This is a genomic window from Aeromonas sp. FDAARGOS 1406, from assembly GCF_019048565.1.
Classification (GTDB): domain Bacteria; phylum Pseudomonadota; class Gammaproteobacteria; order Enterobacterales; family Aeromonadaceae; genus Aeromonas; species Aeromonas caviae.
Genome location: NZ_CP077378.1, coordinates 1114586 through 1129308, shown reverse-complemented (window position 1 = coordinate 1129308; position 14723 = coordinate 1114586). Strand labels below are relative to the sequence as shown.

The window sequence follows — 14723 nt, the reverse complement described above, 5'->3', positions numbered from 1 at the left end:
TCAGGGAGTTATCATGAGCGAGACCCAAATCTACCACAATCCGCGCTGCTCCAAGAGCCGTGAAACCCTGGCCTTGCTGGAACAGCACGGGGTCGCCCCCGAGGTGGTGCTCTATCTGGAGCAGGCCCCGAGTGAGGCACAGATCCGCACCCTCCTGAGTCAGCTTGGCTTCACGGATCCCCGACAGCTGATGCGCACCAAGGAAGAGCTCTACAAGGAGCTGGGGCTCGGCGAGGTGAGCGGCGATGATCTCATTCGTGCCATGCACCAGCACCCCAAGCTCATCGAGCGCCCCATTGTCATCAAGAACGGGCAGGCCCGCATAGGTCGTCCGCCCGAGCAGGTGCTGGAGATCCTCAAGTGAGCACCCGCTTCGCTCGCCTGCTGACCCTGGCCGGTTTTTTCGGCCTGCTGGCCTGGGTGCTGCTCTGGCACCTCTGGCTCTCGCCCCACCCGGATCTCGCCCCCTGGCTGTTGCCGGTGATCTGGACGGTGCCGCTGCTCTTCCCCCTCAAGGGCATAGTGCAGGGCAATCCCTACACCCACGCCTGGGGCAATTTCGTGCTGATGCCCTACTTCCTGCACGCCCTGACCCTGATCACCACGGATGAGGGGGAGCGGTGGCTGGCGGTGGTGGAGCTGGTGCTCACCACCCTGGCGTTTGTGGGCACCATCTATTATGCCCGCCTGCGTGGCCGCGAGCTGGGGCTGAGTATCCGCAAGAAGGAAGGCTGAGCCCCTCCCTGTCCGCCTGCTGGCGGGCAGGGTATGTGTCTGAAACCGACGCAAGCCAGCGAATGGCATCTGGCGGTATCGCCCCGAAGTGGCTTGCTTATCTCTTTGATTAATTTATGGATATTGATCGCTGATTGGCAGGGCAGCACCTCTGTTGACAGATCTGTCACCTGGTTTGCCAGCCTCAGTCAGCCCCTGTTATGCAAAAAGGGGTATGCTTGTGTTTTCAACAGACTCGAGTGATCCATATGACAATCCTGCGTTCCCCCCTGTTGCACAAGACCCTGCTGGCCCTGACCGTCTCCCTCTCCGTCAGCTCCCTCGCCGATGCCTGTACCCGCGCCGTCTATCAGGGGGAGGGAGCGCTGGTGGTGACCGGTCGTACCATGGACTGGCGCAGCGCCATGCCGACCAATCTCTGGGCGCTGCCCCGTGGCATCGCGCGGGAAGGGGAGGCTGGCGCGCACTCCATGACGTGGACGTCGCGCTACGGCTCCGTGGTGGCGGCAGGCTTCGATGCAGGCACCGCCGACGGCATGAACGAGAAGGGGCTGGTGGCCAACCTCCTCTATCTGACCGAGTCCGAGTATGTGACCCCGAGCGACAAGGATCCGCGCAAGACTCTCTCCATCTCGCTCTGGGCCCAGTACGCGCTGGACAACTTCGCCACCGTGGCCGAGGCGGTCGAGGCCCTCTCCAGAGATGAGTTCTATGTGGTGACCACCCTGACCCCGGATGGCAAGCCGGGCCAGCTGCACCTCTCCCTCTCGGATGCGAGCGGCGATTCCGCCATCTTCCAGTACGTGGGGGGCAAGCTGCAGATCTACCACGACCGCAGCTATCAGGTGATGACCAACTCGCCGACCTTTGACAAGCAACTGGCCCTCAACGACTACTGGGAGGAGATTGGCGGTCTCACCATGCTGCCCGGCACCAACCGCTCGGCGGATCGATTTGCCCGCGCCTCCTTCTACATCAAGACCCTGCCAAAGACCGACCAGGCCAACGAGGCGGTGGCCGGGGTGATGAGCGTGATGCGCAACGTCTCGGTACCCATGGGGATCAGCACCCCGGATCAGCCCAACATCTCCACCACCCTGTGGCGCAGCGTGGCGGATCAGCAGCATCGCCGCTATTTCTTCGAGCTGACTCATCTGCCCAACACCTTCTGGGTGAGCATGGACAAGCTGGATCTCACCGCGGGGGCCCCGGTGCGCAAGTTGCCCCTGACCGAGCAGCAGCTCTATGCGGGGGAGACGGCGGAGAAATTCGTCCCGGCCAAGGCGTTTCGCTTCCTGCCGGCCAGCCCCAAGGCCTGAGCATTCCCCCGATGACAACGCCCCGCTCGGGGCGTTTTTTTATGGTGGGGATGAGGTGGCCGTGCGGTGGGTGGCGATCTGCGCCTCGCAAAAGCGCATCAGCTCCGGGTAGAAGTGCAGGAAGGCGTGCTCGGCCTCGGTCCAGCGAGCCTGATCCAGGGCGTGGAGCGCCTCCCCGAGCGGCACGGGGCGGCGCAGCCGACGACCGATGCCGTTGAGGGCCGCCCCCACCCCTTCCCGGTACTGGTAGGAGGCCAGCCAGTCCTGCTCGGCCATGCGCCGCAGGGCCATCGGCAGGCCCTGTGGCAGGCTGTGATGATCCAGGAGAAGTTGACCATAGCTCTGCGCCAGAAAGTGGGGCAGGGGGGCTGCGCTGAACCTCTGCCAGTGCTGGCTGAGCCAGTGATCGTAGAGCATGTCCACCACAATGCCGCCGAAGCGGCGCCAGGGGGCCTCGAAGCTCGCCACGGCGGCCCGATGGGCCGGGTGGGCATCGGTGAAGGCGTCTATCTTGCGGTGCAGCCAGATCCCCTCGTCGAAGTGGTCAGCCAGACCCGTCGGTAGCGGACCCTTGATGAAGTCCCCCAGCAGGTTGCCGGTGAGGGAGCTGCCGGTATGGGCCGCCAGATGGAGGTGGGCGAGAAAATTCATGGGATGGGGCTCGCGTGCCTGGGCGTGAACGGGTGATCCGAGCCTAACGAATCGTGGCCGGATTGACCATGGGCAGGATGTTTCATCCCCAAGTCCCCTTGCCGGGCAAATTTGAGGCGTGGTAAGGTGCTTGCCATCTTTGTCACAGGGCGCGACAAATCACCATGATGCGCAAAGCCAGAGGCTTCTTTCTGGCCTTCTATTTCAAGCCTTTCTATCTCTCCGAGTGGTTCGACGAATAGGTCGAGGCCCCGGAGCAGTTCATTGACGCCCATGGCGGCGTAATCCCGCTCATCTGCAATTTGCCGTTTGTTGGCCATCGCTTGCCTCTGCCTGCGATGCCTTGACCGCGCCTGTGCGCTTTTTATGTAATGGAGTACTCACAATGAAGACCACACTGACCCTGTCAGCCCTTGTTGCTGCCTGTCTGCTCGCCGCCCCCGTCACCGCCAAGGAGTGGAAGACGGTGCGCTTTGGCGTGGAGGGGACCTATCCCCCCTTCTCATGGACCGATGCGTCCGGAGAGATCAAGGGATTTGACATCGATCTTGCCAACGCCCTGTGCCAGCAGATGGCTGTCAGGTGCGAGCTGGTGGCCCAGGATTGGGACGGCATGATCCCGGCCCTGCTGTCGCGCAAGTACGACGCCATCATCGCTGCCATGTCGATCACCGACGAGCGGCGCAAGAAGGTCGACTTCACCGAGAAATATGCCCACATTCCCAACCGCTTCGTGGCGGCCAGGGGCACCGAACTGACGCTGACGCCGGAAGGGATGGCGGGCAAGCGCATCGGCGTGCAGCGGGCCACCACCCACGACAAGTACCTGACCGACAACTTCGGCTCCAGCGTCACCATAGTGCGTTACGGCAGTGCCGATGAAGCCTACCTCGATCTGAAGGCGGGACGGGTGCTGGCCCTGCTGGCCGACGCCTCGGCCATCGAACAGGGGTTGCTTGGCAAGGAAGGGGGCGACAAGTTCGACTATGTGGGGCCGGCCCTGACCGACCGTCAATGGTTTGGCGATGGCATGGGGATCGCGGTGCGCAAGGGGGATCAGGATCTCAGGGCCAGGCTGAACGACGCCATCAAGGCCCTGCGCGCCAACGGCAAGTATCAGGAGATCAACCGGAAGTACTTCAAGTACGATATCTATGGCGGTTGATGGGTAACAGTCGGAGGGAGCCTGCTCCCTCCTTTTTCATGCAGCAAGGAGAGACCCCATGTTGACCCTGATCGAGGGTGCGCAGATCCATAGTCCGGCCCCGCTCGGCCAGCAGGATCTGCTGGTGGCGGATGGTCGCATCGCCTGGATGGGCAAGGGACTGACGGTTCCGGTCGACTGGCCACTGACGCGGGTGGACGCTGGCGGCCGCTATCTGGTGCCCGGACTGGTTGACCCGCTCGCCCATATCACGGGAGGGGGCGGCGAGGGAGGCTTCGGCTTTCGCACGCCGGAGCTCTCGGCAAGGGAAGCTCTGGCGGCGGGGGTCACCACGCTCGTGGCGGCGCTCGGCACCGACAGCCTGACCCGCAGCCCGGCCCAGGTGCTGGGGAAGGTGCGCGAGTTTCGCGCCGCCGGGGTGAGCGCCTTCATGTACACCGGCTCCTACCACCTGCCGGTCAAGACCCTCACCGGCACGGTGGAGTCGGACATCATGCTGATCCCCGAGGTGCTGGGGGTGGGGGAGGTGGCCATCAGCGATCACAGGTCCAGCGCCCCCACCCACGACGAGCTGGCGCGGCTGGCGAGCGAGGCGCGGGTGGCCGGGCTGTTGTCCGGCAAAAGTGGCGTCAGCTTCTTTCACCTGGGGGATGGCCGCGGGGCGCTGGCGCCCCTGCGGGCCCTGCGCGATGACACCGACATCCCGCTTCGCCAGCTCTACCCCACCCACTGCAACCGCAATCCCTGGCTCTTTGCCGAGGCCATCGAGTGGGGTCGGGCAGGTGGCTGGGTCGACCTCACCACGTCGAGCTTCCCAGATCTGCTGGATGACGGGGAGCGGCTCGCGGCCGACGCCCTGGTGGCGTTGCTGGCGGCGGGCGTGCCCGTGGATCGCATCAGCTTCAGCTCGGATGCCAACGCCAGTCTGCCGCGCTTTGACGGCGAGGGGCGGCTCATCGAGCTGCGCTGCGGCCAGATAGGGAGCCTGTGGCAGGAGGTGGTGGCGGCCTGCGGCAAGGGGGTGGCGCTGGAGACGGCACTGGCGGTAGTGACGGCCAATCCGGCCAGGGCGCTGGGGCTTGCGAGCAAGGGTACCCTGGGGGTGGGGCAGGATGCGGATCTGCTGCTGATCGATCCTGATACGTTCGCCATCGAGCGGGTGATGAGTGGGGGGCGGTGGCGCACCTGAATACCGGCGCCTGTCATCCAGCCCGCTCAGTTCATCAACAAAAAGCCCGGCAGCAGTGCCGGGCTTTGTCGTGCCATGGGGTTCAGATGGCGAGAAACCCCAGGATCAGAATGGGGCCGAGCAGGCTCAGGATAAAGCCGGAGACGATGGCCACCGGCACCACCTGGATGCCGCCGGATTTCTGGATGACAGGCAGGGTGAAGTCTAGCGCCGTGGCACCGCCGTAGCCGATGGCGGCGCTGGGGTGGCGGCGCATCAGCACCGGGATGATGAGGATGGCGATAAGCTCGCGCCCCAGATCGTTGATGAAGGCGGCGGACCCCAGCACCGGGCCCAGCTTGTCCGCTACCAGAATGCCGGAGAGCGAATACCAGCCAAAACTGGAGCTCATCGCGAGGCCATGGGCAAAGGGCATGCCGAGCAGCTGGGCGGCCAGCAGGCTGCCGAGCCAGCTGCTGAGGATGACGGTGAGCGCGATCTTCATGCCCCAGGGGTTGAGCAGGATCTGGCGCAGGCGCATGCCGGAGTTGCGCATCTGGATGCCGATGAGCAAGAGCAGCAGCATCAGGGCCCACTCGCTCAACTTGTCGATGGGCAGGGCGCGCAGGTCCACCACCAGCCCCAGCAAGACGCCCCCCAGCACCACGAAACAGAGCTGGAGGGATTCCCACAACAGGTGCAGCTTGCTCGGCATCTTGCCGTCGCTGGCCTCGTGGGTGGGGGGGCTGCGCTTGTCCAGCCACCACAGGGCCAGCAGGTTGCAGAGGGTAATGGCGGCGAGCATCACCCCTGCCACCTTGAAGATCACTGCCAGGTTGCTGCCCAGGTTCTCCACATAGGCCAGTCCCAGCCCCATCAGGAACAGGATGAGGTAGACCATCTTGCCCAGGGACTGGTTGACCAGCTTGATCAGACGGGCGGAAGAGAGGGGAACCAGATAGCCGATCACGAGCGGCAGCAGGATCAGCAACACATTGAGCAACATCGGGGCCTCGATCACAAAACGTGGAAAAACGGCACCTTATCACGACTTGTTGCACCTGTGTCACGGATCTGTGCATCAGCATGGCCCATACGGGGCTTTTTTATCATATTGTTGTGTTTTTTGATGACAGCCAGCTGTGCACGCAAACAGAGAAAGAGGGGCACATCACCTGAAAAATCAATTTCATCCCCATGAAATGACGAGAGAAGGGGAATCTGCCTGGGTGAATAAAGTCCTTTTGGGTGACATCTGGCGGATATGGTGAAATATGCTTGCTACCAGTGCGCTGCGGGTATAAAAGAGCGGTAGGGAAGGTGCGACAAAAAATGGATTTTATGCAGACAAAGTGCTGAAAAATACTCAATAGGCCAATAAAAATACAGATAAAACACCAAATACCTCGGTTCTGTATTGTTTTTTCACTACCTCAATGATATTTTCGCTGAAGGTTGCCATCGGTTAACGTTTTGTTAAATGGACGATGGTGGAGTCACGCCGAAGCGGCGTCTAGGGACAGACAAGGTTGTAATGGATGAGCGACGTTGCCGCACTGGAAGTTCGTGATCTGCACAAGTATTTTGGCACCCACGAAGTGCTCAAGGGCATCGATATGACGGCCCACAAGGGGGATGTGATCTCCCTCATCGGCTCCTCGGGTTCGGGGAAGTCGACCTTTCTACGCTGTATCAATCTGCTTGAAACCCCCTCATCGGGCAGCGTCTCCCTCCATGGGGAGCTGATCCGGATGAAAACCAGCCGTTCCGGCGAACGCCTGCCGGAAGACATGCGCCAGGTGGAGCGTATCCGCAGCCGACTGGCCATGGTGTTTCAAAGCTTCAATCTCTGGTCCCACATGACCATCATGCAGAACATCATCGAAGTGCCCATCCAGGTGCTCAAGGTGCCCCGTGCCGAGGCCATCGCCAAGGCGGAGCATCTGCTCAACCGGGTGGGGCTGTGGGAGCGTCGCGACTATTATCCCGGTCACCTCTCCGGCGGTCAGCAGCAGCGGGCCGCCATCGCCCGGGCGCTGGCGGTGGAGCCCGAGGTGATGCTGTTTGACGAGCCTACCTCGGCCCTCGACCCTGAACTGGTGGGGGAGGTCCTTGGCCTGATGCGCGAGCTGGCGGAAGAGGGGCGTACCATGATGGTGGTGACCCACGAGATGTCCTTCGCCCGCGACGTGTCGAACAAGGTGATGTTCCTGCACCAGGGGCGCGTGGAGGAGGAGGGCAATCCCAAGGAGATCTTCGCCCATCCCAAGTCGGAGCGATTCAAGCAATTCATCTCGTCCATCTATTGATGGAAGGGATTCAATTTAAACCATCCGTACTTTCAACGATCGACGTGTTTATCAAGGAGAGATACATGAACAAGCTGATGCTGGCGACTGCCGTGATGACGGCCCTGTGTTCCGGTAGCCTGATGGCCAAGGAGTGGAAAGAGGTCCGGATCGGGGTGGAAGGGGCCTATCCCCCCTTCTCCTGGACCGAGCCGAGCGGCGAGGTGAAAGGCTTCGACATCGACATCGCCAACGCCCTGTGCGACGAGATGAAAGTGAAGTGCACCCTGATCAAGCAGGACTGGGACGGCATCATTCCGGCGCTGCTGTCGCGCAAGTATGACGCCATCATCGCCACCATGGACATCACCGAAGAGCGCAAGAAGAAGGTGGACTTCACCCAGAAGTACCAGCACATCCCGGCGCGCTTCGCCGCCAAGAAAGGGACCGAGATCCAGCTCGACAAGGCCTTCATGGACGGCAAGACCATCGCCGTGCAGCGTGCCACCTCCATGGATACCTACATCACCGACAACTTCCCCAACGCCACCATCAAGCGCTACGGCACTGCGGATGAAGCCTACCTCGATCTGAAATCCGGCCGTGTCGACTACGTGATGGCCGACTCCGCCGCCATCAGCGACGGCCTGCTGAAGAAGGAAGGGGGCGATGCCTTCGAGTTCATCGGCCCGAAACTGACCGATCCCAAGTGGTTTGGCGAGGGTGCCGGCATCGCGGTGCGCAAGGCTGACAAGGATCTGAAAGAGAAATTCAATGCCGCCATCCTGGCCCTGCGTGCCAATGGCAAGTACAAGGAAATCAACGACAAGTACTTCGACTTCGACGTGTACGGCGAGTAAGCCGACGTCAGGCGAACAACGACAGGTTGATCCCGTCAGTAGTCATCGGGCCCGTTGCCTTCCGCTGGGAGTGACGGGCCCGATTGCGATGGAGCTGCATTGCATATGTTTGATTTGAAAGGATACGAAACCTCTCTGCTGGAGGGGGCCTGGATCACCCTGGAGGTGGCGCTCGCCTCCCTGCTGCTGGCCCTGGTGCTCGGCATGCTGGGGGCCCTTGCCAAGCTCTCTCCCTACAAGTGGGCACGCGGCATCGCGGCGGCCTACACCACCGTCATTCGCGGCATCCCGGATCTGGTGCTGATGATGCTGCTCTTCTTCGGCGGCCAGGTGCTCATCAACGGGATCTGCACCTGGGTCAACGAGGCCTACAACAACCACCTGCTGGCGAGCAACCCGAATCAGGAGTGGGTCTCCCTGCTGCCCGATTACATCGACATCAGCCCGTTTGCGGCCGGGGTCGCCACCATCGGCTTCATCTTCGGTGCCTACATGACCGAGACCTTCCGCGGCGCCATCCTGGCGGTGGACAAGGGGGAGCTCGAGGCGGCCCGTGCCTTCGGTATGCGGGCAAGCCAGGTCTTTGTGCGGATCCTCTTTCCCCAGATGATGCGCCACGCCCTGCCCGGGTTTGGCAACAACTGGCTGGTGCTGCTGAAAACCACTGCCCTGGTCTCCATCATCGGGCTCGATGACATGGTGCGAAAGGCGTCGCTCGCGGCGGGCTCGACCCAGCAGCCTTTCACCTTCTACATGGCGGTGGCGCTGATCTTCCTGGTCTTCACCGCAGTCTCTACCTCGGCGCTCAAGTGGGCCGAGCGTCACTACGCCATCAAGACGAGGTAAGCCATGGATTTCTCGATCATTCTCAAGGAGTGGCCCACCTACTGGGAGGGTCTCTATACCACCATCTGGCTGGTGGCCGCCTCGCTCATGCTGGGGCTCATGCTGGCGGTGCCCATGGGCATACTGCGCAACAGCCGCAACTGGTTGATAAAGGGGCCAATCTGGGCCTATATCTACTTCTTCCGTGGCACCCCGCTTCTGGTGCAGCTTTTCATCATCTACTACGGTGCCGCCCAGTGGGAGTGGCTCAAGAACAGTGCGGCCTGGTCCCTCTTCTCGGAAGCCTGGTTCTGTGCCCTGCTGGCGTTCACTCTCAACACCGGTGCCTACACCGCCGAGATAGTGCGTGGCGCCGTGATGAACATGCCCAAGGGGCAGATAGAAGCGGCAAGCGCCTTCGGCATGACCCGCTGGCAGACCCTGACCCGCATCATCCTGCCCAACTCGTTTCGCCGTGCGCTGCCGGCCTACAGCAACGAGGTGATCTTCATGCTGCAGGGGTCGGCGGTGGCGGGCATCATCACCATCGTCGATCTGACGGGGGCGGCGCGGATCATCAACTCCCGCTACTACAGCCCGTTCGAGGCGTTCCTGACCGCAGGTCTGCTCTACATGCTGCTCACTTTCGTCATCGTCTGGTTGTTCAAGAAGTGGGAAGCCCGCTGGCATGCCCACCTGCGCCCGCGCAGCGTCTGACTGCCCGCAGAGAAAAAGCCCGCAACTGCGCAATGCTGTTCACTTAAGAGAATTTGAGTTCCAGTCCACGTAGTATCAGGGCTAAAAAATGAGGGAGGCATGATGCCTCCCTCTTTCTATTGCAAGCCACGCTGGATAAAGGCTGAAGGAACATCGACTGGAAACAGCCTTGCTCCCCCAACTCAAGTCGCATTTATGAATAATTAGTCAAAAATGTGCTTATCTGAACAGCATTGCCGCAACTGCGGGCTTTTTTTATGGACCACGGGCAGGCTCAGCGCCCCAGGTACTCCCTGTCGAAGAAGGTGTTGACCCAGTGGGGGCGATAGACGGCGAGCAGGGTCATGGTCATGCCGTTGAGGAGCGCCTCGGGGAAGAGCAGCAGCGGCCAGATGGAGAGGTAGTCGGCGCTGATGGTGTGCCAGGAATAGGTGCCGCTCACCCCCATCAGCAAGGCGCTGGCGATCACCTTGGCCGAGATGCTCAGCGCCCCCCCGAGAAATGCTGCCACGAACAGATAGACGAAGAGGTGGCGAGGCAGCCAGGCCCAGCTCCCCAGAAACAGCAGCCAGCTGGTGGCCACCGGCAGGGCGACGCCGATGAGGGCCTGCCAGCCGATGTCGGCCAGGGGGATGACCCCGAAGTAAGCGAGGAGCAGCAGGGTGAGGCAGGGGGCGAGCAGGGCGAGGCGCCAGCCCAGCAGCAGGGTCAGGCTGGTGAGGCCGAGAAAGTGGATCTCGAGCCCCTCGTGCAACCCGGCCCGCAAGGTCCACAGCGGTACCAGCACGATGGCGCCGCCGAGGCAAAGATGCTGATAGAGCGGGTGGGCGCCAAGAGTGCGCAGCAGGGAGGCGTTCAGACTGAAGGCGAGCAGCACCAGCCAGAGCAGGAGGGCGGCGACTTGTCCTTCACTCATGAGCGGTTCCCCCGGATGCGGCTGTCGGTGATGGCGCCGTGGCGAAGAACGCCGGCGCAATGAAAAGAGGCCGCCCTCTGCCGGGCGGCCTCCTGTCTCAATACTTCACGTTGGGGTGATACTTGCCAAGGATGCCCTGGACCCTGTCCATGGTCTCCTTGCTGGGGGGCTTGATGCCGACCAGATCGTAGGTATCTCCCAGCACGTCCCACTTGTGCTTGCCAAGCTCGTGGTAGGGCAGCAGCTCCACCTTCTCGACGCACTCCCCCAGCTCGGCGATGAACTGGCCGAGTCCTTCTGCGCTCTCGTCATCGTCGGACCAAGTGGGCACCACCACGTAGCGGATCCACATGGTCTGACCGCGGGAGGCCAGGTAGCGGGCGAACTCCAGGGTGTATTTGTTGCTGACGTGGGTGAGGGGGATGTGCTTCTCGTCGTTGATCTGCTTGATGTCGAGCAGCACCAGATCGGTGTTGTCCAGCACCCGGTCGAGCAACTCGTCGTAGTGACGCACGAAACCGTTGGTGTCGAGGCAGGTGTGGATCCCCTGGGCCTTGCAGGCGGTGAACAGTTCGGCGATGAACTCCTGCTGCAGCATGGCCTCGCCGCCGGAGGCGGTCACGCCACCGCCGGAGGCATTCATGAAGTGGCGATAGCTGGTGAGATCCTTCATCAGCTCGGGCACGGTGACCTCGCGGCCGCCCTGGGTGTCCCAGGTGTCCCGGTTGTGACAATACTTGCAGCGCATCAGGCAGCCCTGCATGAACACGATGAAGCGGATGCCGGGGCCGTCGACGGTCCCGCAGGTCTCGACGGAATGGATCCGGCCAATGATGTCGGTAGTGCCGGTGTCGCTGGCTTCAACGGTCGGGATCCGCTGCGTGCCGGGGGTGGCAGGTCCCTTGGATTCAACGGCGGGGATCCGGTTAATGACTGACATAGACGACTCCAATGGTGCGGACAAGGTTCGAGCGGTCGTTATTTTATGACAGAAAGCCCTATAAATCCTACCAGTTTAGCCCGCAGGGGTGGCACCCAGCAGGCTCTCCAGTGCCTTGACGGGGAGCGGCCGGCTGGTGAGGAAGCCTTGATAATGCTGGCATCCCAGGGCCTTGAGCACGGCGAGCTGCTCCTCTTCCTCCACCCCTTCGGCGGTGACGGTGAAACGAAACACCCGGGCGAGATCCAGGATGGCCTTGACGATGGCCTTGTCCTGTTCGCTGTGGACCAGGGTCTGGATGAAGCTTCTGTCGAGCTTCACCTCGTCGGCGGGCAGATCCCGCAGATAGGCCAGGGAGGAGTAGCCCGTGCCGAAGTCGTCGATGGAGATGAGCAGGCCGAGGGCCTTGAGCTGGCGGATCCTGGCGATACTCTCCAGCCGGTTTTCCAGCACCACGGACTCGGTGATCTCCAGCAGCAGGCGCGATGGGGGCACCCCGGTGTCCCGCAGAATGTACTCCACCTGCTGCACGAAACCGGCGGTGTGGAACTGGCGGGCGCTGACGTTGACCGACAGATGGGGGATGGCGAGGCCGTTGTTGAGCCAGAAGCTGTACTGGGTGCAGGCGGTCTTCATCACCCAGTAGCCTATCTCCTGGATCAGGGTGGTCTCCTCGGCGATGGGGATGAACTCCCCGGGGGGCACCATGGTGCCGTCGGCCTTCTGCCAGCGCAGCAGCGCCTCTATGCCCGAGAGCGTGCCGTTGTCGACCCGGTATTGGGGCTGGTAGTGCAGCACCAGCTCGTTGTTGCGCAGGGCATCGCGCAGCTGGTTGTTGAGAGAAAGCTTGCTCTTCTCTTTTTCCGCCATGGCTTCACTGAAGAAGATATGGTTGCCCTGACCCGCGCGCTTGGCCATGTGGACGGCGGTATCGGCCTGCTGCATCAGGACAAGGTGATCCTTGTCGTCATCGCTGAACAGGCTGATCCCCACGGAGGCGCTGCAGTGCAGCTTGTGATCGCCGATGTCGAAGGGGGCACGGAAGATCCCCATCAGCTCCCGGGCAAAGTGCTCCGCCAGGATCTTGGCGGTGATATAGCCCTGGCCCAGCGCCGTGAAGAGCAGGGCAAATTCGTCACCCGAGGTGCGGGCGAGCACCAGGTTCTCCTGGGGCAGGGACTTGAGTCGCACCACCACGGCCTGGAGCAGCAGATCGCCGCAGGCGTGACCGAGGGAGTCGTTGATGGATTTGAAGTTGTCCAGATCCAGCAGCAGCAGGGCCCCCCACTGGCCACTCGAGGCCTGCAGGGTGCGCTGCATGATGTCGGTCAGGCTGCGCCTGTTGTAGAGATCGCACAGGTCGTCGTAGTAGGCGAGGCGCTCGATGTGGCGGGCGGTCTCTTTCTCCTGGGTGATGTCGTGGAAGCTGCAGACGAAGTGGCTGATCTCCTCCTCCTCGTCCTTGACCCCGCTCACCATGAGCCGCACCGGGAAGAGGTGTCCTTCCCTGTGCAGGCATTGTTCCTCCCCGAGCCAGTATCCCTGCCGGTTGACCGCCGCGATCACCTCCTCCTTGAGGGTGTCGCCATAGTAGGTGGGCCTCAGGGCGTCGATGTGCAGGCCCAGCATCTCCTCGCTGGCAAAGCCGGTGATGCGGCTGAAGGAGGCATTGACCTTGAGGATGATGCCCCCGTGATCCATCACCAGCAGGCCGTCGTGGGTGTTGAAGGCCACTTCGGCCAGGCGCAGGGCATCGTCATTGGCCAGGCGCTGCAACTCGCTGGCGGCCCGCTCGCGCTGTTCGTAGAGGACGTCCAGCAGGGGCGCGGGATCGGCCAGAGGGGTGGCGAGCAGCAGGGTGAGCTGCCCCAGGGGGAGACCGTTTGGCCCCGGGAAGGGGATACCGACATAGGCCTTGGCGTCGAGGGCCAGCAGCTGGCTGGACTGGGGATAGCGCAGGGCCAGATCTTCCACGTAGAGGCTCTGCCCGTGCTGGAAGATCTCCCGGCCCGGGCCGATGTCCATGGGCATGGGTTTGACGACGGCAAAGGCATCCCCCTCCACCACGCAGCGGGGAATGAGCCAGAGATCCTGACCGCGAGGCTGAAACTCGCCGATCCAGCCCCTGTGGGCACCGCTCAGGCCCATGGCCCAGCGCAGCAGGGCGCGGCAGTAATCGTTGCCGGTCAGGTTGGCAAGCCCGGGTGGGGGCGCGAGGTCCGGGGCGTCGGTCGCCACGGGGTCCGGCTGCCAGTGGCCGAGCAAGCGGGCGCAATGACGTACCAGTTGCAGGGTGTCATCGCTGATGAGGGTGCTCTCGGCATACTCCAGGCTGAGCACGCCGATGAGCTTCTCCTGCTCCAGCAAGGCGCCGTCCAGGCGGGAGCAGACATTGGCATCGGCCAGATAGTAGTGCTGGCTCAACATGGGCTGGTGGGCCGCCTCCGAGAAGCTCAGGGCGCCCCGGGCGCGCAGGGCCCGGATGTAGCGGCTGTCTCCGCGAATGGCACCGAGCGCGTCCACCCCCAGGGTGAACACCGGGGTCAGCTGCTCGCCGCCAAGGGCGCCATGGGCCTGGTAGTGCCAGAGGATCAGGCGATCGGCCCCCAGGCACTCCTTGAGGCTCTCCAGCATGGCGTCATACTGCTGTTGGCTGGCCATCTGGCTCAGGCGCGGCAGTTGCAGGGACAGGCTGGCGGCGCTCTCCTGGGACTGGGTCTGCAGGCAGATGAGCCAGAAGGCGTCCTGCTCGTGGGAGAGGGAAATGTGCCAGAGGAGGGCGTCAAAGCGCAGCACCAGCTTGCCCCCCTTGCCGCTGGCCAGCCGCTGCTCGATAGGCTGGCGCAGGGCGTCCGGCAATTGGGCCGGCCAGGCACTGCGGGGCTCGTCGAGCCAGTGGAGCGGCGTCTGCATCACATCGGTCAGGGCGACCAGCCGTTGACTACGGGTATCCAGGCGGAAAAACAGGGGCGCCTGGCTGGCGGTCGGAAGATGGCTGAGCGCGGTAGACGACATGAACTGACACTATCCTGTTGAGCAATTGTCGGAGGGCAAGAATACTGCAAATCCGTGGCAAACAAAATTTCATTGAATTCTAAATTAGATAAGTCTAATTTATTGGTCATTTCCTGTTGAGTGG

General features: G+C 62.4%; 15 protein-coding genes. 9 read left to right on the top strand and 6 right to left on the bottom strand.

Translation table 11 applies throughout. From position 1 onward, the window contains the following. Positions 1 to 13: 13 nt before the first annotated feature. From arsC to I6L36_RS05125, 3 genes are all read left to right on the top strand, one after another. Entirely contained in the window at positions 14 to 364 is a 351-nt protein-coding gene (gene arsC / locus I6L36_RS05135; protein ID WP_043155313.1) for an arsenate reductase (glutaredoxin), read from the top strand. After that, the gene (locus tag I6L36_RS05130) at positions 361 to 735 is read left to right on the top strand and encodes a DUF2069 domain-containing protein (protein WP_043155315.1); all 375 of its coding nucleotides are present in this window, start codon (positions 361 to 363) and stop codon (positions 733 to 735) included. Before arsC ends, I6L36_RS05130 begins: the two co-directional genes overlap by 4 nt. Positions 736 to 983: 248 nt before the next feature. Further along, positions 984 to 2054 (top strand): linear amide C-N hydrolase, encoded by a 1071-nt coding sequence (locus I6L36_RS05125; RefSeq protein WP_109111784.1) that lies wholly within the window; start codon positions 984 to 986, stop codon positions 2052 to 2054. Between the two features lie 39 nt (positions 2055 to 2093). Here the strand turns inward: I6L36_RS05125 and I6L36_RS05120 are convergent, their stop codons facing one another. Then, positions 2094 to 2705, bottom strand: a complete 612-nt coding sequence (locus I6L36_RS05120; protein WP_109111783.1) for an ACP phosphodiesterase — start codon at positions 2703 to 2705, stop codon at positions 2094 to 2096. Next, complete coding sequence (locus tag I6L36_RS05115) at positions 2702 to 3025, bottom strand: hypothetical protein (RefSeq protein WP_041215459.1); 324 nt, start codon at positions 3023 to 3025, stop codon at positions 2702 to 2704. The genes I6L36_RS05120 and I6L36_RS05115 overlap by 4 nt, the downstream gene beginning before the upstream one ends. A 65-nt stretch (positions 3026 to 3090) precedes the next feature. Here I6L36_RS05115 and I6L36_RS05110 point away from each other — a divergent pair, with 65 nt between their 5' ends. Beyond that, positions 3091 to 3870 (top strand): ABC transporter substrate-binding protein, encoded by a 780-nt coding sequence (locus tag I6L36_RS05110; RefSeq protein WP_109111782.1) that lies wholly within the window; start codon positions 3091 to 3093, stop codon positions 3868 to 3870. Positions 3871 to 3928: 58 nt separating this feature from the next. Continuing rightward, the gene (iadA, locus tag I6L36_RS05105; RefSeq protein WP_109111781.1) at positions 3929 to 5059 is read left to right on the top strand and encodes a beta-aspartyl-peptidase; all 1131 of its coding nucleotides are present in this window, start codon (positions 3929 to 3931) and stop codon (positions 5057 to 5059) included. 82 nt (positions 5060 to 5141) lie between these two features. Here iadA and I6L36_RS05100 read toward each other — a convergent pair whose 3' ends face one another. Then, positions 5142 to 6044: a lysine exporter LysO family protein gene (locus I6L36_RS05100; protein WP_041215456.1), complete on the bottom strand. Its 903-nt coding sequence runs from the start codon at positions 6042 to 6044 to the stop codon at positions 5142 to 5144. 532 nt (positions 6045 to 6576) lie between these two features. Here I6L36_RS05100 and I6L36_RS05095 point away from each other — a divergent pair. The 4 genes from I6L36_RS05095 to I6L36_RS05080 all read left to right on the top strand — a co-directional run bounded on the left by I6L36_RS05095 (position 6577) and on the right by I6L36_RS05080 (position 9728). Further along, positions 6577 to 7347, top strand: coding sequence for an ABC transporter ATP-binding protein (locus tag I6L36_RS05095; protein ID WP_010674267.1), 771 nt, complete (start codon positions 6577 to 6579; stop codon positions 7345 to 7347). A gap of 65 nt (positions 7348 to 7412) precedes the next feature. After that, entirely contained in the window at positions 7413 to 8186 is a 774-nt protein-coding gene (locus I6L36_RS05090) for an ABC transporter substrate-binding protein (RefSeq protein WP_041212797.1), read from the top strand. A 105-nt stretch (positions 8187 to 8291) separates the two neighbouring features. Continuing rightward, entirely contained in the window at positions 8292 to 9032 is a 741-nt protein-coding gene (locus I6L36_RS05085) for an ABC transporter permease (RefSeq protein ID WP_010674269.1), read from the top strand. 3 nt (positions 9033 to 9035) lie between these two features. Then, positions 9036 to 9728 carry an ABC transporter permease gene (locus tag I6L36_RS05080; RefSeq protein WP_010674270.1) on the top strand — a complete coding sequence of 231 codons (693 nt, stop codon included), beginning with the start codon at positions 9036 to 9038 and terminating at the stop codon, positions 9726 to 9728. Positions 9729 to 10002: 274 nt separating this feature from the next. On the opposite strand, the gene I6L36_RS05075 is transcribed toward I6L36_RS05080, so the two are convergent. The 3 genes from I6L36_RS05075 to I6L36_RS05065 form a co-directional block, all read right to left on the bottom strand. Beyond that, positions 10003 to 10644 (bottom strand): energy-coupling factor ABC transporter permease, encoded by a 642-nt coding sequence (locus I6L36_RS05075; RefSeq protein ID WP_041215455.1) that lies wholly within the window; start codon positions 10642 to 10644, stop codon positions 10003 to 10005. A gap of 97 nt (positions 10645 to 10741) precedes the next feature. After that, the gene (gene pflA / locus I6L36_RS05070; protein WP_010674272.1) at positions 10742 to 11584 is read right to left on the bottom strand and encodes a pyruvate formate lyase 1-activating protein; all 843 of its coding nucleotides are present in this window, start codon (positions 11582 to 11584) and stop codon (positions 10742 to 10744) included. 75 nt (positions 11585 to 11659) lie between these two features. Next, positions 11660 to 14599: a GGDEF and EAL domain-containing protein gene (locus I6L36_RS05065; RefSeq protein WP_102948259.1), complete on the bottom strand. Its 2940-nt coding sequence runs from the start codon at positions 14597 to 14599 to the stop codon at positions 11660 to 11662. Positions 14600 to 14723: the final 124 nt, after the last annotated feature.

Bases quoted from the DNA above. Each gene is read 5' to 3' on its own strand.
- arsC (WP_043155313.1), top strand. From the start codon at position 14: ATGAGCGAGACCCAAATCTACCACAATCCGCGCTGCTCCAAGAGCCGT.
- I6L36_RS05125 (WP_109111784.1), top strand. From the start codon at position 984: ATGACAATCCTGCGTTCCCCCCTGTTGCACAAGACCCTGCTGGCCCTG.
- I6L36_RS05120 (WP_109111783.1), bottom strand. From the start codon at position 2,705: ATGAATTTTCTCGCCCACCTCCATCTGGCGGCCCATACCGGCAGCTCC.
- I6L36_RS05115 (WP_041215459.1), bottom strand. From the start codon at position 3,025: ATGGCCAACAAACGGCAAATTGCAGATGAGCGGGATTACGCCGCCATG.
- I6L36_RS05110 (WP_109111782.1), top strand. From the start codon at position 3,091: ATGAAGACCACACTGACCCTGTCAGCCCTTGTTGCTGCCTGTCTGCTC.
- iadA (WP_109111781.1), top strand. From the start codon at position 3,929: ATGTTGACCCTGATCGAGGGTGCGCAGATCCATAGTCCGGCCCCGCTC.
- I6L36_RS05100 (WP_041215456.1), bottom strand. From the start codon at position 6,044: ATGTTGCTCAATGTGTTGCTGATCCTGCTGCCGCTCGTGATCGGCTAT.
- I6L36_RS05095 (WP_010674267.1), top strand. From the start codon at position 6,577: ATGAGCGACGTTGCCGCACTGGAAGTTCGTGATCTGCACAAGTATTTT.
- I6L36_RS05090 (WP_041212797.1), top strand. From the start codon at position 7,413: ATGAACAAGCTGATGCTGGCGACTGCCGTGATGACGGCCCTGTGTTCC.
- I6L36_RS05085 (WP_010674269.1), top strand. From the start codon at position 8,292: ATGTTTGATTTGAAAGGATACGAAACCTCTCTGCTGGAGGGGGCCTGG.
- I6L36_RS05080 (WP_010674270.1), top strand. From the start codon at position 9,036: ATGGATTTCTCGATCATTCTCAAGGAGTGGCCCACCTACTGGGAGGGT.
- I6L36_RS05075 (WP_041215455.1), bottom strand. From the start codon at position 10,644: ATGAGTGAAGGACAAGTCGCCGCCCTCCTGCTCTGGCTGGTGCTGCTC.
- pflA (WP_010674272.1), bottom strand. From the start codon at position 11,584: ATGTCAGTCATTAACCGGATCCCCGCCGTTGAATCCAAGGGACCTGCC.
- I6L36_RS05065 (WP_102948259.1), bottom strand. From the start codon at position 14,599: ATGTCGTCTACCGCGCTCAGCCATCTTCCGACCGCCAGCCAGGCGCCC.